Below are 18,641 nucleotides of genomic sequence, written 5' to 3' on the forward strand. Positions count from 1 at the left end.
TGGGACACCGTGTCCGGTACCGACGCCCCCGACCCGTACGAACTGCCCGGCAGCCAGTGGTACGACGCCGAAGCGGGCCCGCTGGTCCGTCCGTACGCCATGACCGGCGGCCGGACGGAACCGGGGCCGGGCGGCGCACAATTCGACCTGATCGCGCTGGTCACCTACGAGGACACCGTGTCCGGAAGTTCCGAGGACGCGCTGCTCGGGCCCGAGCACCGGACCTTGCTGACCCTCTGCCGGACCGAAACGCAGTCGGTCGCGGAACTCTCCGCCGACGCCGATCTGCCGGTCGGCGTCGTGCGGGTGCTCCTCGGCGACCTACTCGAAGCGGGTTACGTGCGGGTCAGCCGCCCCGTGCCGCCTGCCCAGCTGCCCGACGAACGCATCATCCGCGAGGTCATCACCGGCCTGCGGGCACTCTGAGCACCGACCGACGAGGACGCCCTCGTTCAGGGCTGCCGCCCATCCTTGCGCAACTGGGCCAGCTCGTCGTTCATGGCGTCCAGGAAGCGCACCACGACTGCCAGTTCGGCCTCGTCGAACTGGCGCCGGGCCGAGTCCGTGCTGTCCGCCAGCGGCATGAAGAAGTCGCGGGCCACCGCCTTCGCCGCGGCGGCGTAGTGCAGATGCACCACCCGGCGGTCGCTGTTGTCCCGGACCCGCCGGATGTGCCCCGCGCGCTCCAGGCGGTCCAGACACGCAGTCACCGCTCCTGAGGTGAGGTCGAGCTGTTCACGCAGCCTCCCCGGAGTCATGGCCGCCCCCGTCCCGGTGCGCTCGGCGTCGAGGATCGCGATGAGGGCCTGGACATCCGTGGGGTGCAGGCCCTGGGACTGGGCGAACTCATGGGCGATGCGATTGAACTCGCTGTTCATCCGGCGCAACAGCACCGCGAACGTCTGGAGCCCGGTGGGTCCGTCATCCATGCCTCTGTCCGGGCCTCTGTCTGCGGTGCGCATACCCCCAGAGTAATATCTCTCAATCATTGAGATAGTTGATGATCGAGAGATGATGACCGTGCACCGACCCCTGGGGAAGCAATGAAGCCCGTACCGCGGCACCGAATCGTCCGTTGGCTGGTGCCCGTGGCCCTGCTCGTCGTCTGGCTCGGCATCGGCGGGACGCTGGGCCCGTACGCCGGAAAGCTCGGCGAGGTGTCCACGAACGACCAGGCCGCGTTCCTGCCGCGCAGTGCGGAGTCGACGAAGGTGTCCGAGGCCCAGAAGGAGTTCCAGCGGTCCGGGACCGTACCCGCGATCGTCGTCTGGACAAGCGAGGGGGGTCCGCTCCCGGCGGGCGCGCGGGCCGCGTCCACCCGGGCACTCGCATCCCTGGCCGGGGTGCCGGGAGTCGTCGGAACGCCTTCGCCCGCACTGCCTTCCGAGGACGGCGAAGCGCTCTCCGGCGTCGTACAACTCAGCTCCGACCTGGGCGACGCACTGCCCGGCACGCTCGACCGGGTACGTGAGGCAGCCGGTTCGGTGGCCGGCGCCACGGCAGGAATCGCCGGCCCCGCGGCCAGTCAGGCCGACCTCAAGGACGCCTTCGCCGGGATCGACGGGCTGCTGCTGGGCGTCGCACTCGCCGCGGTGCTGGTGATCCTGCTTCTCGTCTACCGAAGCCTGCTGCTGCCGTTCCTGATCATCTTCAGCTCCGTCCTCGCGCTCGGACTCGCCTGCGCGATCGTCTACGTCCTCGCGGACCACGACGTCGTACGCGTGGACGGCCAGGTCCAGGGCATTCTGTCGATTCTGGTGATCGGCGCGGCCACCGACTACGCGCTGCTGCTCACCGCACGCTTCCGCGAGGAGCTCACCCGGCACGGCGACCGTACGGCCGCGGCCGTCGCCGCGCTGCGCCGCTCCTTCGGGGCCATCACCGCGAGCGCCGCAACCGTGGCGCTCGGCCTGCTCGCCCTGCTGCTGAGCGATCTGACGAACAACCGGGCGCTCGGCCCGGTGGGGGCCATCGGCATCGTCTGCGCGGTGCTGAGCACACTGACCTTCCTGCCGGCGGCACTGGTCCTGTGCGGCCGGGCCGCCTACTGGCCGGCGAAACCGCGCCCGGCTGACGAGGCGGCCGGGGGACACGGCATCTGGCGACGGGTCGCGGCCCGAGTCGACCGCACTCCGCGCAAGGTCTGGATCTCCACCTCCCTGGTCCTCGTCGCCTGCGCGGCGTTCGCGCCCACGCTGAAGTCGCAGGGCGTGCCGCTGGACGAGATCTTCGTGAACGACGCCCCGTCCGTCTCGGCGCAGGCCACCCTGGGGAAGCACTTCCCGGGCGGATCGGGCAACCCCGCCGTCGTCGTCGCTGACAGCGCCCGTGCCGCCGAGGTGACCGTTGCGGCCGAGGGCACGCGAGGCGTCGCCTCCGCGGTACCTGTGACGGCTTCCGGACGGCCGGGCGGCGGGCCGCCCGTCGTGGTGGACGGCCGCGTGCGCATCGACGCGACGCTGACGGACGCCGCGGACAGCGATGCGGCCAAGGCCACGATCCAGCGCCTGCGCACCGCCGTGCATGCGATCCCGGGAGCCGACGCGCTCGTCGGCGGATACACCGCGCAGCAGTACGACACCCAGCAGACAGCCGGGCGCGACCGGGGCGTCATCGTGCCGGTGGTGCTCGTCATCATTCTGGTGATCCTGATGGGGCTGCTGCGATCCGTGCTGATCCCGGTCCTGCTGGTGGCCACCGTGGGCCTCAACTTCCTGGCGACCCTGGGCGTTTCGTCGCTGGTCTTCAAGCACGCCTTCGGGTTCAGCGGCACGGATGCCTCCGTGCCGCTGTACGGGTTCGTGTTCCTGGTGGCGCTCGGCGTGGACTACAACATCTTCCTGATGTCGCGTGTCCGGGAAGAGGCGTTGGTGCACGGGGCCCGGCAGGGCGTGCTGCGTGGACTGGTCAGTACGGGCGGGGTGATCACCTCGGCGGGGGTGGTGCTGGCCGCCACGTTCGCCGCGCTGATCGTCATTCCGCTGGCCTTCCTCGCTCAGATCGCCTTCATCGTGGCCTTCGGCGTGCTCCTGGACACCCTGGTGGTGCGTTCACTGCTCGCGCCGGCGCTGGTCGTGGACATCGGCCCGAAGGCCTGGTGGCCCAGCGCGATCAGTCACCGCGGGACGAAGACGCGGGGAGCCGCCGGACTCCGGTGAAACGGAACGGGTCCCGGTCCGTACTCCGTACGCCGGAGTGCGGACCGGGACCCGTACACATCCGGTCACCGTGCTGAAGAAGAGGTCAGACGTTGACGCCGTAGTCGGACGCGATACCCGCCAGGCCGGAGGCGTACCCCTGCCCGACCGCGCGGAACTTCCACTCCGCTCCGTGCCGGTACAGCTCGCCGAACACCATCGCCGTCTCCGTCGACGCGTCCTCGCTCAGGTCGTAGCGGGCAAGCTCCACCCCGTTGGCCTGGTTCACCACACGGATGAACGCGTTGCGCACCTGGCCGAAACTCTGCCCCCGGCTCTGCGCGTCATGGATGGAGACCGGGAAGACGATCTTCGCGACATCCGCCGGGACGCCTGCCAGGTCCACATTGATGGACTCGTCGTCGCCCTCGCCCTCACCCGTCAGATTGTCACCGGTGTGCTGGACGGAACCGTCCGGGCTGTTGAGGTTGTTGTAGAAGACGAAGTGCAGGTCGGAGAGCACCTTGCCGGTGTCCGAGCACAGCAGCGCGCTGGCGTCGAGGTCGTGATCGGCGCCCGTCGTCGTCCGTACGTCCCAGCCCAGGCCGACCGTCACCGCGGTCAGGCCGGGCGCCTCCTTCGACAAGGAGACGTTGCCGCCCTTGGCCAGGGTCACACCCATGAACTTCCTCCAATGATCCAGTGATCCGTTGATCAGCACTTCTTCGGCCGTCACCGAGTTGAACGACGGCTCTTCCCCTGCGGTTCCCTGATTGCGCAAGCCATGAAGTGGCGAGCCGGCGCAGAACCCGCGGCCGCGCCGCTCACTGAGGCGTCTCCTCCTTCATGGCCTTCGCCTCACTCTTCAGGATCCGCATGGATTTGCCCAGGGCGCGGGCGGTGTCCGGCAGTTTCTTCGAGCCGAACAGCACCAGCACGACGATCGCGACGATCAACAGGTGCCAGGGTTCGAGGCCGTTGCGCAGCATGCGCTTCACGCCCTTTCTTCGGGTGTCTTCCGGTCAATGTTTCCGGCAGGCGTTTGTGAACAGTGGATCGGACCGACGATGGACGGGTCCGGTGATCCATCCGGACAGAAACACTTGCTACATTGCGCAACTGTACAACCATGCGTGCGCGGTGCGAGTCCGACTCCATGGAAGCCGGACGAACGGGGTGGACAATGGCAGGCAGTCACAAAGGGGCAGCTGCAGGGGGGCGCAGGAGCCGTTTGCGGCGGACAGCCCTGTTCGGGCTCTCATTCCTCGTGCTGCTGGTCGCCGGAGTCGGCTGGGGGTACCTCAAACTGACCGGCAGCATCGACACATTCAGCGCCGACGGAGTCTCCGGAGACCGGCCGCCCGACACGTCCGAAGGGCAGAACGTCCTCGTCATCGGGTCGGACTCACGATCGGGTGCCAACAGCGGGCTCGGCGGTGGCACGGGCGACGTCGGGCGCTCCGACACCGCGTTCCTGCTCCATGTCTACGCCGACCACAAGCACGCCGTCGCCGTGTCCATACCCCGCGACACACTGGTCGACATCCCGGCCTGCAAGAAGCCCGACGGGAGCTGGACGGCCCCGCAGCACAACACCATCTTCAACGGGGCGTTCTCGGTGGGCGAGACGGCCGAAGGCAATCCCGCCTGCACCCAGAACACGGTCGAGCACCTCACCGGTCTGCGTGTCGACCACACCATCGTGGTGGACTTCGCCGGCTTCTCCGCGCTGACCTCGGCCGTCGGAGGGGTGCCCGTCTGTCTGCCGCAGGACATCTACCAGCGCGATCTGAATCCCAAGCGAGCCACCCGGGGGTCCCTGATCTTCAGCAAGGGCCCGCAGTCGGTCTCCGGACAGCGGGCACTGGACTACGTACGGATCCGGCACGGCATCGGCGACGGATCCGACATAGGGCGCATCAAGCGGCAGCAGGCCTTCGTCGGCTCCCTCGTGAAGCAGGTCAAGTCACGTGGCCTGAACCCGACCACCCTGCTGCCGCTCGCCAATGCGGCTACCGACGCGATGACCGTGGACCCGGGGCTCGGATCGGCCGACCGGCTGCTGTCGTTCGCCATGTCGATGAAGAACGTTGACCTGCACAACACGAAGTTCGTCACCATCCCCTGGCGCTACCAGGGCGCCCGCGTCGCGATCGTGGAACCGGACGCCGGCGCGCTGTGGGCGTCCCTCAAGGCCGACCGCACACTCGACGGCCAGAACGCCGCCGGCAAAAGGGGGAGCGGCGACTCGGGCGCGTCCGGCGGGGCGTCGGCCTCTCCCGCCACTCCCGTCTCCGGCGCGGGCATCGACGTAGCCGTGTACAACGGGACCACCGTGACCGGACTCGCGGCCGGGGCGGCGGAGCTCCTTCGCTCGCACGGCTTCACCGTCACCGGCACGGCCACCGCGAACTCCCAGGACCAGACCCGCACCCTCGTCACCTACGGGCCCGGCCTCCGGGACAAGGCCGAGACCACGGCCCGGCTCTTCGCGGGAGCGCGGACCACGGAGTCGGCAGACGCCGGAATCCAGGTGATCGTCGGCAGCGACTACGCAGCGAACCCCTCGGCCGCCCCTGCGGAACCGACGCCCGATGCCGTACCGTCCGCCGTCGCCGACGAGGCCCGTTCGGCCGACGACGACCCGTGCAGCGACCTCTCGTACGGCTGAGCCGGCCGCGGACGGCTCAGCCGACGGCCCGGCCGTCCGCAGCTGCAACGAGGGGCGCCGGGGCGGCGCGTACCCGAACGACTCGTACAGTCCGGCCCCGTCCCTCGCGGTAGAGAGATCGACCACCGTCACACGTGTCTCCTGCTCGAACCAGCCGAGCAGTGCGCCGAGGCACGCCCGGGCGCGGCCGGGCCGGCGCCGCCGCGGATCGGTGCTCACATGGGACACACGCCCGCTCTGCGCCGAGGCGGCGCGCCAGGGAGCGTTGTCGTCACAGGTGTCGATCCCCATGCGAACAGCATCAGCGCGCGCATCCGCACCGGCGCCGGAACGTCGTCGAGCGTGGCGTACCGTACCCGCACCGGCCGGCCGTGAGCGGTTCCCGCGCGGTCGGCGCTCGCCGTGGTCATGAAAGCCCGTGTTTCCGTTCGTAGCGGTTGCGCGCCGCTGCGAGGCCGTATGCGTACAGCGCGAGGACGCTGGCGAGCAACAGGTAGTAGAGCGGCGGCAGTGCGCTCATGCCCAGCGGCGGGCCGAGCGGGGTGAGCGGCAGCAGGACACCGACGACCGCCAGACCGGCCGCGGCCGCCCGCAGTGGTCCGCCTGTGCGGTCCTTGGCGGCACGCCGGCCGGTGCGCAGCAGCAGCATCACCAGGGCCTGGGTGAGGAGGTTCTCGGTGAACCATCCGGAGTGGAAGGCTGCCTGGCCGTCCGACCGGGAATCGTGCAGAGCAAGGGCCAGCACGGCGAAGGTCGCCAGGTCGGCGGCGGCGTTCAGCAGCCCGAATCCGGTGATGAACCGGAGGAAGTCCCGCGGGCGCAGCTCCGTCGGCCGCCGCAGTACCGAGGACGCGGGACGGTCGAACGCGAAAGCGAGCTGCGCCGCGTCGAAACAGAGGTTCTGGACCAGGACCTGCGCCGGAAGCATCGGCAGGAAGGGCAGCAGCAGACCGGCCGCCAGCATCGCGATCACGTTTCCGAGATTCGAGGAGAGCGTGATGCGCAGATACGTGGCGATGTTGCCGGTGCTGCGCCGGCCCGCGGTGATCGCGTGGTCCATGGCACCGAGGTCCTTCTCGGCCAGGACGACATCGGCGGTCTCCCGCACCACGTCGACCGCATTGCGCGGGCAGATGCCCACATCGGCGGCGTGCAGGGCGGGCAGGTCGTTGACACCGTCACCGAGGAATCCCGTGGTGTGCCCCGAGGTACGCAGCGCGGCGACGATCCGGGCCTTGTGGCCAGGGGTGCAGCGGGCAAAGACGGTGGCCCGGTCGGCCGCGCGGGCGAGCTCCGGCTCGGACAGTGCGTCGACCTCCTCGGCGGAGACGACCTGCCCCGGATCCAGTCCGAGGTCCCGGCAGGCACGGGCCGCCGTGCCCGGATGGTCCCCGGTGAGCACCTTCACGGCGACACCCCGGCGTGTCAGCACCTCCAGCGCGTCCGCAGCGCTCGGCGTGAGCGCGTCCCGCAGGGCCACGAAGCCGAGAAACGCCAGTCCGTGTTCGTCCGCCGGCGTGTACGTACCGAGTCGTGCGGGCCGCTCGGTACGGGCGACGGCGAGCAGCCGCAGCCCTTCGGCGGCCTCGCGCGCCGCCACGACGGCCAGTCGCTCCCGCTCCTCGGGGTCCAGGTCGCACCGTTCCAGGACGGCCTCCACCGACCCCTTGGTCACCAGCACATGAGTGCCGAACCCGCCGGGGAGCCGGACGACCGCGGTGGAAAGACGCCGCACCGGATCGAAGGGCAGTGCGGCCACCGCGTCGTACGACCCGACAGCGGTACGAGGGGTCCCGCCGCCCAGACCGGACAGCGGGCCCTCCTGCTGCTCGGAGGCGTCCAGCACCGCCTCGTCGAGGGCATCCGGCGCCGGCAGGTCGGCGAGCTGGAGCGTCCACAGCGCATTCACCGCCGCCCAGTGCAGCGCCTCAGGATCGGGGTTCCCCGTCCGGTCCAGTGAGCGGTCGACGACGGGCCGGTCCTGGGTGAGGGTGCCGGTCTTGTCCAGGCAGAGCACGTCGATCGCGCCCAGGTCGTGCAGCGCGGGCAGCCGCTTGACGATCACCCCGCTGTTCCGTGCGAGCTGCGAAGCACCCCGGGCCAGCGCCGTGGTCACGATGACCGGCAGCATTTCGGGCGTCAGCCCCACCGCCACCGCGACGGCGAACGGCAGGGTCTCCAGCCCCCGCCCGCGCAGCGCGGCATTGGCCATCAGGACCAGCGGCGGGGTGAGCAGCATGAACCGGATCAAGGTCCAGGAGATCCCCTGCACCGACCGGTCGAACGCACTGGCGCCGCGGCGGTGTGCCGACCGGTCGTAGGCGGCGGCGAACCGGGTGTCCCCGCCGGTCGCGACCACGACCGCCGTTCCGCTGCCGGACGCCACACTGCTGCCCTGGAAGCACAGCTGACGCTGGGCGAACACGCCCGCCCCTGCGTCGGGAACGCTGTGCAGCGCGGCGGCGGCCCCTTCCCGCTGTCCGGCGTCCGCGGGATGTTTCCCGACGGGCGCCGACTCCCCGGTGAGGGCGGACTGGTGCACGGTGAGGCCGCTCGCGCGCAGCAACTGCACATCGGCCGGTACGAGGTCTCCGGGACCGAGCCTGATCACGTCACCCGGCACGAGTTCACCGACCGGTATGTCGCGGGCCTGTGGCGCCGCGTCGGGGCCGCTGCGCCGCAGCGCCGTCGCGGTCGTCGCGACCAGCTCGCGCAGCGCGGCCGTTGCCCGGTCGGCCCGGTGCTCCTCCGCGGACCGCAGCACACAGCTGACCACCACGAGCACCAGCGTCACGGACGCCGTACCCCACGCGTTCACCGCGGCCGACACCAGCCCGAGGCAGAACAGTACGGAAGTGAAGGGGTCCCGCAGGGTGCGCAGGAAGCGCAGCGGCCAGGGGACCGGCCGCCAGGCGGGCAGGATGTTCTCGCCGAACCGGGTCAGCCGCTCGTCCGCCTCCGCCTCCAGCAGCCCCCGCGGCCCGCTGTCCAGCGAACGCAGGACCTGGAGCGAGGTCGGTGCGGCGGGCGGCCGCGCGGCCGCTGGGGGGCCGGCGGTGGCGCCGGGCATCGGTACGACGACGGCCGAGCGGTCGCCCGTCCCCGCCGCGGCAGCGTTCTCAGGCACCGAGCTCATGGAGACGTACCGGTTGCCCGGCCGGGTACCCGGCCCGCTCCGCGAGCTGGCCGACCATGAGCCTCACGACCGTCACCACACCGGGATCGTCGACCAGGTACACCTGCCGGCGGCCCTCGCGCCGGGAGCGGACGAGACCGGCCAGCTTCAGCTTCGTCAGATGCTGGCTCACCGATGGCAGCGTGCCGCCCACCCGCTCCGCGAGGCCCGTCACATCGCTCTCGCCCTGCGCCAGCGCCCACACGATGTGCAGCCGGGCAGGCGTCGCCAGCAGACCGAAGGCGGCAGCCGCCTGGGCCAGCACCTCCGCGGGCGGATCCTGGAAACCGCCGCCGGCACCTGTCGACACTCTCGTACTCCCGTCCGCGTGGGCCGACTCCTCGCACCCGAGGGGACCAGTGTAGGCGCCGGACGCAGAGCTTCCGGGGCGAGCCGTCATCGGCCAGGAACAATCGCGGAGCTGACAATCGCACCGGAATGTGGACTGTTCCGGGCAGCGGACGGCCTGAAACAGTCACATGCCCAAGAAAGTGATCGCACTCCACGGGCCCGGTTCCTGTTTGCCATGCTGTCGCCGTACGCCTGCTGATGACTCACCGAATCCGAGACACCGCAAGATGGCCGTGAGCTGTGCATTCGACATCTTGGGACTCACTGGCGAGAGAAGTGATCGATGCCATCCGAGCATGCTGACAGCACCTGTGAGCAGACCGCCGGTCCGGCCCCGCAGACTGATGCCATGGCCCTGAAGATCTTGGTCGCCGGAGGGTTCGGGGTCGGCAAGACCACCCTGGTCGGCGCGGTGAGCGAGATCCGGCCGCTGCGGACGGAAGAGCTCCTCAGTGAAGCCGGCCAGTCGGTCGACGACACCGACGGCGTCGCCCGGAAGACCACGACGACCGTCGCGATGGACTTCGGACGCATCACCATCCGGTCCGGCCTCTCGCTGTACCTGTTCGGCACGCCGGGACAGGACCGGTTCTGGTTCCTCTGGGACGAGCTGTCCCAGGGCGCCCTCGGCGCGGTCGTCCTGGCTGACACGCGACGGCTGGAGGACTGCTTTCCGGCCGTCGACTACTTCGAGCACCGCAGGATCCCCTTCGTCGTCGCGGTCAACTGCTTCGCGGGGGCGCGCTCGTACGGCGAACCAGACGTCTCGCGCGCCCTCGATCTCGACCCCGGAACGCCCGTGGTGCTGTGCGACGCCCGCGACCGGGACTCCGGCAAGGAGGTCCTGATCCGCATGGTCGAGTACGCGGGCCGGATGCACGCGGCCCGGCTCCTCGACTCGGTGAGCTGAGCAGTCATGGCTTGATCCCGCCCTGTCCGATCCGCGAAGGGGAGCTTGCCCGTACGTGACCGGTGCGCAAGGCTTACACGTAAGTGGGACACGGGGAACGTACGAACGGGGAGGAACGAAATGGCACTGGACAGGGGACTCGACTGGCTCCTTGACGATCTCACCAGCCGGGTGGAGCACATACGGCACGCCCTGGTGCTGTCGAACGACGGTCTGGTGACCGGAGCCAGTACGGGGCTGGCACGTGAGGACGCGGAACATCTGGCGGCGGTCTCGTCCGGGCTGCACAGCCTCGCCCGCGGATCGGGACGGCACTTCCGCGCCGGAAAGGCCCGGCAGACCATGGTGGAGTTCGATGAGGCACTGCTCTTCGTGACGGCCGCCGGGGACGGCAGTTGTCTGTGCGTGCTGAGCGAGGCCGAGGCCGACGTGGGGCAGGTGGCGTACGAGATGACGCTGCTGGTCAACAAGGTCGGGGAACACCTCGGTGTGGCGGCGCGGCGGGACGGAAGCACCGGAATCAACCGGATCTGACAGGTCCACCAGTCAGCACTGCCGCCCGGCCCGGGAGTTATCCACAGGCCGGGCTGCAGTCGTTCTCCCCGAGCTACCGTGGTCACAGAGAGTATTCGAATCTCACGGGGGAGAATCGTCATGCCGGTGACGGATGCAGTACGTACGAGCAGCGTCCACACGGTCGCCGTAAGCCGGGCGGCTGCGGAACTTGTCTTGAAACGAGGGGAGTTCGAGCTGGCGGTGCACCTGGGAATCGTCCGCGTGGAGGCGCGGCGGGGCGGAGGACGGCCCAGGGTCCGCCAGGAGGAGATCGACCGGCTTCGGACGGAGGACGGCTTCCCGGGGGCTCTGCGGGAGCGGGTGCGTACGGTGGGGACGGCGGAGGGCGCGCGGCTGCTCGGAATCAGCCCGGTCCGCTTCACCCGGCTGGCCCGCGCGGGATGTGTCACGCCGGTCGCCTTCTATCTCAATCGCTACCGGGCGGTGGTGTGGCTCTATCTCGCCCAGGAACTGGGCGGGCTTGCCGCCCGCTCGCCCGAACTGCTGGTGGGCAGGAGTCCGGCCTGGATGCGTGACCGTCTGGACTCCGGTACGGACTGCCGCCCGCGCAACTGGCGCTCGCGGAGGATCGAACGGCTGCTGACCCTCACCGACGATCCCTGGGCACGTGCGGCGGTCGCGGCCCAGGCGCTGGACCCGGCCCAGTTGGCCGAGGTGGTCGACGACCCGTACGAGCGCGCCTACTTCGCCAGGGTCCGGCCCGAGCCGGTCTTCGGACCACGGGGGTCGTCAGCCACGCGGGACGCGATGGCGCGCCTGATGCTCGCTGAGGAGCCGGACGAGATCCTCTGGCGGCGGGTCAACCTGATCATGGAGCTGGACAGTGCCCGTGAGCTCCGCCAGGCTCCGCGCCCCGGAGACGAACGGCGGCCGGACCTGGAGGCACTTGGCCGACCGCCTGTACCGGCCGAGCCGTTCGAGCCGGCTGAACCATCCCGGCCGGTTGCACCGACCGAACCGGCGAAACCGGGCGAACGGGTCGAACAGGCTGAACCGGCAGGCGATCTGGCCAGGCCCGCCGAACCGGCTGTACAGGGAAGCCCCGTCGGCCTGCTGGCCCGGCTCCGGCTGCGTCGGGTGCGCGGGTACCGGCATCCTCGGGAGCGTGCCGGCCGCACTGCTGCCCGCCTCGGCGGTCACCATCCGTCCGGCAGGCGCCGTCCGGTCGCCGGTCCGCGGGGAGGCCCGGGGCGGGAGGGCGCCGTGGAAGGCGGATAACGGTTCGCGAACGGCGGCCGGAGCGGGCAGTCTTTGCGCCATGTTGATCAGGGAAGCAACCACCGGGGACTGGCCGGCCATGTGGCCGTTCTTTCACGAAATCGTCTCCGCGGGCGAGACCTTCACCTACCCCCTCGACCTCGGGGAGGGTGACGCCCGGGACTGGTGGCTCATCAAGTCGCCGAACCGTACGGTCGTCGCGGTCGCCGACGACGGGACGATTCTGGGTACGGCGAAGATGAACAGAAACCACATGGGTAACGGCTCGCACATCGCGAGCGCCAGCTACATGGTCGACCCCCGGCACGCCGGACGCGGTGTGGGACGGGCCTTGTGCGAGTACACGATCGACTGGGCCCGCACGGCCGGGTACCGCGCCATGCAGTTCAACGCCGTGGTGGAGACGAACACCGCCGCGGTCGGGCTCTACCGCTCGCTCGGTTTCGAAGTCCTGGGCACGCTGCCCGAGGGTTTCCACCACCCCAAGCAGGGGTTCGTGGGACTGCATGTCATGCACCGACGGCTCTGACGGCGCCGGCACCGGGTGTTCCGGTCCGGTTTCCGCCACCCGTCGGCCGGTGGACCGGCCGGCCCACCGGCGCGCTTGATGAGGCCGGGGGATACGGTTCGGTGCGGTGCGCTCACTTCGCGCCATCGCCGGGTCGCACGACACCCGGTCGACGGTGTCCGTCATGTCCCAACCGGTGACGATGTGCTGTCAGTTGTGACGTCGAATGGTGTGTGGGGCGGGTGCACATACGGGGGACAGGGGCAGTACTGTGCGCCCCACCGCCATTCGGGCGATGAAACATCTGCGGAGGAACAATCCATGACCATACCCAGGAGATCGCTGCGTGCCGCGGGAACCCTCGCTGCCGCTGCGGTTGTCGGCCTGACCGGCGCGGTTCTCACCGCCGGCCCGGCCGCAGCTCACACCCCCACCTGGGACGTGACCTGTACCGAAGTGAGCCTTCACCTGACCGCGTACAACGACAAGGTCACCAACCAGGTGACCATCACCGTTGACGGTAAGGAACTGCTGCCCACGGAGAGCTTCGGCAAGGGGCTCGACAAGACGATCGACCTGCCCGAGCACGACAAGGCTCTGACGGTGCATCTGTCCGTCAAGGCCGGTGACGGCGACCAGTTCTCGAAGGAAGACACCAAGCAGGCACCGGTGTGCGAGGGCAACACGCCCACGCCGACGCCTTCCGAGACGAAGCCGTCCAAGCCGTCCGAGCCGTCCCAGAAGCCCACCACGGCGGCGCCCACCCCGACCGACACTCCCAGCGAGACCGCTTCGTCGTCTGCGCCCGCCGCAGCCACGCCGAGCCCCAGCTCGCCGGATCTGGCCGAGACCGGTTCGTCGTCCGCCACCCCCATCATCGGTGGCGCGGCTGTCGCCGTGCTGCTGGCCGGTGGCGGCATCATGTGGTCCGTGCGCAAGCGTCGCACCGCTCAGCACTGACGTAGTCCGGCGGTCCGGGCGCGTGGAGCGCCGGGGATCCCGGCCGAGGGGCGTGCCGCATCGCGTTCGGCGAGGCGGCACGCCCCTCGATGCTGTCCACCCGCCCCGTCCGCCCTGGCCGGGGGATTCACCGGTTCTGCTGTGTCCCCGTGTCCCTGTGCACCGGAGGGGACGTGGGCGGCGCAGCCGGGCCGATCTCGCACCAGACCGCCTTCCCCTCGCCGCGGGGCTCGATGCCCCACCGCGTCGCCACGGCGTCCAGGAGGAGCAGACCCCGGCCTGAAGTGGCTGTCTCACCTGGTGTCCGGCGCCTGGGCCATGCGCTGGAGCGGTCCTGTACCGACAGCCGCACCCGCCGTACCGGTTCCGGCAGTACTTCCAGCGTGAGCACTGCTCCGCCCTCCGTGTGCAGCAGCACATTCACCAGCAGTTCCCCGGTTACCAGCTCGGCATCGTCCGCGAGTTCGGCCATGTCCCAGTCGGTCAGGGCCTGGCGCACGATCGTCCGTGCGTCGGAGAGCCCCTCCGGGTCGGCCTGGTGGATGTACTGATGCAGCCGGGGCGCCCGGGGCGAGCCCGGGTCCGGACTGCGGCGCAACACCAGCAACGCGACGTCGTCGCCCGAGCCCCAACGCTCCCACAGCCGGTCCGACAGATGATCGGCAAGCGCCTCCGCCCCCGCCGGACCGGCGCTCACCTCGTGGACGAGCGTGCGTACCCCCGCGTCGATCTCGACGCCGGGCTCCTCCACCAGACCATCGGTGTACAGGACCAGCGTCTCGCCGGGGACCAGGTCGAGCCTGGTCTCGTGGAACTCCTCGTCCCCGAAATCGGTCGAGATGCCCAGGGGCAGGCCCCCGCGTACCTGCGGGCTGCCGACCCGGCCGTCCGTGTGCCGGATCAGCGGACCGAAGTGACCGGCCCGCACCACCCGTACCGTTCCGGTGCCGAGATCGACCTGGGCGTACGTACAGGTGGCGAACCGGTCCGTGTCCAGTTCGGCGAGGAACCGGGACGCCCGGGCCAGCACCGCCGACGGCGGATGCCCCTCCCCTGCGTAAGCGCGCAGCGCGATCCGCAGCTGGCCCATGATCGCGGCCGCATGCGTGTCATGGCCCTGCACGTCGCCCACCACGATTCCGAAACGGTCCTTCGGCAGTGCGATCACGTCGTACCAGTCGCCGCCGACCTGACGGCCGGTCCATGCCGCGTGATAGCGGACGGCGATCTCTCCGCCCTCGATGTCAGGGATCCGCCGGGGCAGCATCGTGGACTGGAGACCGGTGGCGAATTCCCGTTCCTCGTCGAAGAGCGTGGCCCGCTGGAGGGACTGGGCGACGATGGCGGCCAGCCCCAGACACAGGTTGCGCTCGTCGGCGTTGAAGGCCGTGCGCTCGCGGTAGAAGAGCGCCAGTCCGCCGAGTGAACGCGCCTGTGCGACGAGCGGCAGGTAGGCCGCGGCCTGGAACTTCAGCTGCCCCACATACGGTTCCAGTACCGGATAGCGCCGGGTGAGCGCGCCGAGCGAGCTCACGAAGCGTGGCCGGCCGCTGAGTACGGTGTCGGCCAGCGGGAAATTCCGGTCGAGACGGCCCTGCCCCAGCTCGTCGATCACCTTCAGGGAGTCGCCGCTCAGAGCGATGACATTCAGCGTGGCGTTGTCCTGCAGACCGAGCGCGAGGCCGTCGGCGCCCAGCCGTGCCAGACCGCCCGGTCCCGTCAGCGCGGCCGTCACATCGTCCACGGTCACCGCCCGCGACAACGCGCTCGTTGTGCGTTCAACTATGTCGGTCTGGCGCTGACGGCGCTTTTCCAGTTCCAGCACGAAGGCCGAATGGGTGACTTCCGCCGTCGCGTCCCGCACCACCCCGACCACCCGGTGCGCCCGTCCGTCCGAGCTGCGCAGGATGCGCGCCTGGATATGGGTCCACTGGTCGCCGCCCTTGTCGATCGGGACCCGGAAGTGGACGTTGTACGAGCTGTGCCCGCGCTTGACCGCCTCGTCGATCGCCGCATCGAGCCGAATCCGTTCCGAGGGCTCCAGCCGCTCCAGCAGGGACTCGGGCTGTGAGTCGAAAGCGGCCGGGTCCAGGCCGAACACCAGCAGACCGGCCTCGTCGATGTCCAGCGTCCGGGCATCGAGATCCCACTCGAAACTGCCGGTGCGGTTCATGGCAAGCCGCTCCGCCGTCCCGGTGTCGCCGTTGTGCGTCTTCTCGGCCAACGGGCTGGGTCTGACGGGGACGATCGGTGGCCGGTCGTGATCGGTCATTCCTGCTCCGAAGATCGTCCGGCGGGGCTGCCGTACTGCGTGACCCAATTGTCTGGCCGGTTGAGCAGGGCTGCCACAGCGGAAGCCCGCCCGGACGGTGTTCAGGCACCCGCCACGTGGCCGGGACACCCCTCCGTACCTGGCTTGGGGACCGCCCCGCACAATGGCAGGGAAGGCCGTCCGTGACCGGCGGACCGGCACGTACTGGGGCTGACCGGAGCGCATGTATGAACCACGAGGATCCCGTCCTGCTGCACACCGAGGGGCGCATCCGTCACATCACACTCAACCGGCCCCGAGCCCTGAACGCGCTGAACCACACCATGGTGCAGCGCATGGCGGAAGCGCTCGACGCGGCGGAACAGGCCGACTCGGTCGCCGCCGTGCTGCTCACGGGGGCGGGGGAGCGGGGGCTCTGCGCCGGCGGTGACATCCGCGCCATCCGCGATGACGCCCTGGCCGGCGGCGGGACCGCACGGGACTTCTGGCGTGACGAGTACCGGCTCAACGCCCGTATCGCCCGGTTCCCCAAGCCGTACGTCGCGATCATGGACGGCATCGTGATGGGCGGCGGTGTCGGTGTCTCGGCCCACGGCTCGATCCGGATCGTCACGGAGCGTTCGCGCATCGCGATGCCCGAGACCGGTATCGGGTTCGTCCCGGACGTGGGCGGCACATACCTGCTGAGCAGGGCGCCCGGCGAGCTCGGCACTCACCTGGCGCTCACCGGGGAAGCAGTCGGCGCGGCGGACGCGCTGCTGTGCGGGCTCGCCGACCACTTCGTGCCGTCGCGGGAGCTTTCCGGCCTGATCGCCGCCCTGGACGTCTGCACCACGCCCGCCGACGTCGTCGCGACGGCGGAGCGGTACGCCGGGGCAGCCCCGGCTGGTGAGCTGGCCGCACAGCGCGACTGGATCGACTCCTGCTACAGCGCCGGCACCGTCGAGGAGATCGTCGAGCGCCTCGCCGACCACGGGATGCCCGCCGCGAAGGAGGCCTCGGTGACGATCCTGGCGAAGTCGCCGACCTCGCTCAAGGTGACGCTGGAGGCCGTTCGCAGGGCCCGGCGCCTCGATGGTCTGGAAGCTGTTCTCGACCAGGAGTTCCGGGTCTCGTCCACCGCCTTCACCCGGCCCGACATGGTGGAGGGCGTACGCGCCCAGATCGTCGACAAGGACCGTGATCCGCAGTGGAACCCCGCCGAACTCGCCGAGGTCACCGAGGCGGACGTGGCGCGGTTCTTCGCACCGCTGGGGGACGGCGAACTCGGTCTCGGCCCCGGAGCCCCGGCGGCCCGCTGAGGTGCCGCTCGTCAGAGGGCGTTGGGGCCGGTCACGGTACGGAACGCGATGCCCAGGAGGTCCGCGGCGGCCCGGAAGTCCTTGGCGCGGTGGCCGGTGCACAGCGTCCAGTGGTGACCGATACCGGTGGCGGACCAGGCATCGGTCCACTCGCCGGGGTCGAAGCCGAAGTCGACCCGGGAGGTCGTGTTGCCGATCTCCAGCAGGGGACCGGGCACGACTTCCCCCTCGGACGCGATCAGAACGAACGAGCCGTCGGCCTCCTGACCGATACCGAAGGTGGTGACCGGCCCGTGGATGACGTCGAATTCGACGCTGACGCCCCAGCCGCGCTTGCCGTGGTAGACACCCAGACCGCGCAGCAGCGGGTCCTTCGCGCTGATGGCCAGGTGGGCGGGGCCGTCGTGCCCCATCTCCACGACCCGGTCGCGGAAGTTGAGCGCCTGCAGCTCGGTGAACGAACCTCCCGCCCCCATGGTGTCGGCGATCAGCATGGCGAGGCTGGTGCGCAGCTCGTACTCACCGGCCATCGGCACCCCGCGGGCGGTCAGCAGCGAGGCGCCCAGGATCATGCCGGCGCCCAGCCGCTCGTGTATCTCGCCCTCCAGCCCCCGGTGGTAGTAGGCGAGGCTGTCGAGCGCGAAATCCGCCACCAGCCGGTCCAGACCGACCGAGACACGGGCCGCCCAGGAGAGGTCGTCCTCGTCGACGGAACCGTCCAGGGTGAAGACCTCACGGGCCAGCGTTATCCGTTCGGCGGTCTCCCCGTCCGTGACGGCCGCGACCCTGACCCGCAGGTCGTCGAACTCCAGCACCTCGACATGACCGCCGAACTGCGCGGAGACCAGTGTCATGTCGGTGGAGACGTCGAGCATGCCCGGGTACAGGTGCCCCATCAGCCCGTGGCGGCCGTGGCGCAGGGCACCGCGCACTCCGGCGGCCGCGATCCACCGCCGGATCCGGCCCCACGCGTTCTCGTCACGCAGATGGCCGGAGACGGAGCGGAACGGGATACCGCAGCGCCGGAACACATGGGCGACCTCCGGCAGCGGGCACTGACCGCAGTACGCCAGCCACTCGCCCGTGCCGGTGTTCGGGTGGTCCATGGCCTCGGTCGGCTGGAGGTCGATCACCAGCACCGGTGTATGGGTGCGCTGGGCGACCGGCAGCACCATCGACGCGGTCAGGTACGTCGTCAGGAACGTCACCACCAGATCGCAGTCCGCCCGGCGCAACCGCTCCGCGGCCTGGGCCGACTCCTGCGGATCTGAGACGAAACCCGCGTCGACCACCTCGCAGCCCATCTCCTCCAGCCGCGCGGTCACGAACCGGGCCGACTCCCGCAGCCGATCGAGAAGGCCGGGGAACTGCGGCCAGTACGCACCGAGCCCGCCCGAGACCAGACCCACCCGGGTTCGGCGGCGCGACGTCCGTACAAGGAGACTGCCGGGTTCGGCGGCGCGGTCGTCAGACATCAGGGATTTCCCTTCCTCGTAAGCGATTTCCCGGTCCGGCCGACAGGGGCCCGGACCGGTCGGGAACCGGACCCGTCCTGCCGTCCA

Annotated in this window: 16 protein-coding genes; 9 read left to right on the forward strand and 7 right to left on the reverse strand. The window is 70.2% G+C overall.

The features are described from left to right. The first annotated feature begins 9 nt into the window (after positions 1–9). On the forward strand, positions 10–426 hold the full coding sequence (locus tag OG322_RS39005) for a DUF742 domain-containing protein (protein WP_329307632.1): 417 nt from the start codon (positions 10–12) through the stop codon (positions 424–426). A 26-nt stretch (positions 427–452) separates the two neighbouring features. Here OG322_RS39005 and OG322_RS39010 read toward each other — a convergent pair whose 3' ends face one another. Then, positions 453–962: a MarR family winged helix-turn-helix transcriptional regulator gene (locus tag OG322_RS39010; protein WP_123465668.1), complete on the reverse strand. Its 510-nt coding sequence runs from the start codon at positions 960–962 to the stop codon at positions 453–455. Between the two features lie 81 nt (positions 963–1,043). On the opposite strand from OG322_RS39010, the gene OG322_RS39015 reads away from it, so the two are divergent. After that, entirely contained in the window at positions 1,044–3,158 is a 2,115-nt protein-coding gene (locus OG322_RS39015; RefSeq protein ID WP_185095527.1) for an MMPL family transporter, read from the forward strand. A gap of 85 nt (positions 3,159–3,243) precedes the next feature. On the opposite strand, the gene OG322_RS39020 is transcribed toward OG322_RS39015, so the two are convergent. Both OG322_RS39020 and tatA read right to left on the reverse strand, forming a co-directional pair. Further along, a complete protein-coding gene (locus tag OG322_RS39020) occupies positions 3,244–3,819 on the reverse strand; it encodes a TerD family protein (RefSeq protein ID WP_123466495.1) in 576 nt (191 codons plus the stop codon). Between the two features lie 142 nt (positions 3,820–3,961). Then, on the reverse strand, positions 3,962–4,126 hold the full coding sequence (tatA, locus tag OG322_RS39025) for a Sec-independent protein translocase subunit TatA (protein WP_123466497.1): 165 nt from the start codon (positions 4,124–4,126) through the stop codon (positions 3,962–3,964). A gap of 167 nt (positions 4,127–4,293) precedes the next feature. On the opposite strand from tatA, the gene OG322_RS39030 reads away from it, so the two are divergent. Beyond that, the gene (locus tag OG322_RS39030; protein WP_443066581.1) at positions 4,294–5,808 is read left to right on the forward strand and encodes an LCP family protein; all 1,515 of its coding nucleotides are present in this window, start codon (positions 4,294–4,296) and stop codon (positions 5,806–5,808) included. Between the two features lie 406 nt (positions 5,809–6,214). Here the strand turns inward: OG322_RS39030 and mgtA are convergent, their stop codons facing one another. Then, positions 6,215–8,944, reverse strand: coding sequence for a magnesium-translocating P-type ATPase (gene mgtA, locus OG322_RS39035; protein ID WP_329307633.1), 2,730 nt, complete (start codon positions 8,942–8,944; stop codon positions 6,215–6,217). Next, the gene (locus OG322_RS39040; RefSeq protein WP_123465672.1) at positions 8,928–9,293 is read right to left on the reverse strand and encodes an ArsR/SmtB family transcription factor; all 366 of its coding nucleotides are present in this window, start codon (positions 9,291–9,293) and stop codon (positions 8,928–8,930) included. The genes mgtA and OG322_RS39040 overlap by 17 nt, the downstream gene beginning before the upstream one ends. Positions 9,294–9,617: 324 nt before the next feature. Between OG322_RS39040 and OG322_RS39045 the strand changes: the two genes are divergently transcribed. The 5 genes from OG322_RS39045 (at position 9,618) to OG322_RS39065 (ending at position 13,506) form a co-directional block, all read left to right on the forward strand. Further along, on the forward strand, positions 9,618–10,244 hold the full coding sequence (locus OG322_RS39045; protein ID WP_405698635.1) for a GTP-binding protein: 627 nt from the start codon (positions 9,618–9,620) through the stop codon (positions 10,242–10,244). Positions 10,245–10,364: 120 nt separating this feature from the next. Beyond that, complete coding sequence (locus OG322_RS39050) at positions 10,365–10,778, forward strand: roadblock/LC7 domain-containing protein (RefSeq protein ID WP_123465676.1); 414 nt, start codon at positions 10,365–10,367, stop codon at positions 10,776–10,778. Positions 10,779–10,898: 120 nt separating this feature from the next. Continuing rightward, positions 10,899–12,038 carry a DUF6397 family protein gene (locus OG322_RS39055; RefSeq protein WP_329307634.1) on the forward strand — a complete coding sequence of 380 codons (1,140 nt, stop codon included), beginning with the start codon at positions 10,899–10,901 and terminating at the stop codon, positions 12,036–12,038. A gap of 40 nt (positions 12,039–12,078) precedes the next feature. Continuing rightward, on the forward strand, positions 12,079–12,567 hold the full coding sequence (locus OG322_RS39060) for a GNAT family N-acetyltransferase (protein ID WP_123465678.1): 489 nt from the start codon (positions 12,079–12,081) through the stop codon (positions 12,565–12,567). A gap of 300 nt (positions 12,568–12,867) precedes the next feature. Then, positions 12,868–13,506 carry an LAETG motif-containing sortase-dependent surface protein gene (locus tag OG322_RS39065; protein ID WP_123465680.1) on the forward strand — a complete coding sequence of 213 codons (639 nt, stop codon included), beginning with the start codon at positions 12,868–12,870 and terminating at the stop codon, positions 13,504–13,506. Positions 13,507–13,633: 127 nt separating this feature from the next. Here the strand turns inward: OG322_RS39065 and OG322_RS39070 are convergent, their stop codons facing one another. Next, complete coding sequence (locus tag OG322_RS39070; protein WP_123465682.1) at positions 13,634–15,778, reverse strand: SpoIIE family protein phosphatase; 2,145 nt, start codon at positions 15,776–15,778, stop codon at positions 13,634–13,636. A gap of 227 nt (positions 15,779–16,005) precedes the next feature. On the opposite strand from OG322_RS39070, the gene OG322_RS39075 reads away from it, so the two are divergent. Next, positions 16,006–17,079, forward strand: a complete 1,074-nt coding sequence (locus OG322_RS39075; RefSeq protein ID WP_123465684.1) for an enoyl-CoA hydratase/isomerase family protein — start codon at positions 16,006–16,008, stop codon at positions 17,077–17,079. Between the two features lie 11 nt (positions 17,080–17,090). Here OG322_RS39075 and OG322_RS39080 read toward each other — a convergent pair whose 3' ends face one another. After that, positions 17,091–18,554 carry an L-fucose/L-arabinose isomerase family protein gene (locus OG322_RS39080; RefSeq protein ID WP_329307635.1) on the reverse strand — a complete coding sequence of 488 codons (1,464 nt, stop codon included), beginning with the start codon at positions 18,552–18,554 and terminating at the stop codon, positions 17,091–17,093. Positions 18,555–18,641 lie beyond the last annotated feature (87 nt).

Origin of the sequence: Streptomyces sp. NBC_01260, from assembly GCF_036226405.1 — a bacterium.
GTDB lineage: Bacteria > Actinomycetota > Actinomycetes > Streptomycetales > Streptomycetaceae > Streptomyces > Streptomyces laculatispora.

Bases quoted from the DNA above. Each gene is read 5' to 3' on its own strand.
- OG322_RS39045 (WP_405698635.1), top strand. From the start codon at position 9,618: ATGCCATCCGAGCATGCTGACAGCACCTGTGAGCAGACCGCCGGTCCG.
- OG322_RS39060 (WP_123465678.1), top strand. From the start codon at position 12,079: ATGTTGATCAGGGAAGCAACCACCGGGGACTGGCCGGCCATGTGGCCG.
- tatA (WP_123466497.1), bottom strand. From the start codon at position 4,126: ATGCTGCGCAACGGCCTCGAACCCTGGCACCTGTTGATCGTCGCGATC.
- OG322_RS39010 (WP_123465668.1), bottom strand. From the start codon at position 962: ATGCGCACCGCAGACAGAGGCCCGGACAGAGGCATGGATGACGGACCC.
- OG322_RS39075 (WP_123465684.1), top strand. From the start codon at position 16,006: ATGAACCACGAGGATCCCGTCCTGCTGCACACCGAGGGGCGCATCCGT.
- OG322_RS39065 (WP_123465680.1), top strand. From the start codon at position 12,868: ATGACCATACCCAGGAGATCGCTGCGTGCCGCGGGAACCCTCGCTGCC.
- OG322_RS39050 (WP_123465676.1), top strand. From the start codon at position 10,365: ATGGCACTGGACAGGGGACTCGACTGGCTCCTTGACGATCTCACCAGC.
- OG322_RS39080 (WP_329307635.1), bottom strand. From the start codon at position 18,554: ATGTCTGACGACCGCGCCGCCGAACCCGGCAGTCTCCTTGTACGGACG.
- mgtA (WP_329307633.1), bottom strand. From the start codon at position 8,944: ATGAGCTCGGTGCCTGAGAACGCTGCCGCGGCGGGGACGGGCGACCGC.
- OG322_RS39055 (WP_329307634.1), top strand. From the start codon at position 10,899: ATGCCGGTGACGGATGCAGTACGTACGAGCAGCGTCCACACGGTCGCC.
- OG322_RS39015 (WP_185095527.1), top strand. From the start codon at position 1,044: ATGAAGCCCGTACCGCGGCACCGAATCGTCCGTTGGCTGGTGCCCGTG.
- OG322_RS39070 (WP_123465682.1), bottom strand. From the start codon at position 15,778: ATGACCGATCACGACCGGCCACCGATCGTCCCCGTCAGACCCAGCCCG.
- OG322_RS39030 (WP_443066581.1), top strand. From the start codon at position 4,294: ATGGAAGCCGGACGAACGGGGTGGACAATGGCAGGCAGTCACAAAGGG.
- OG322_RS39020 (WP_123466495.1), bottom strand. From the start codon at position 3,819: ATGGGTGTGACCCTGGCCAAGGGCGGCAACGTCTCCTTGTCGAAGGAG.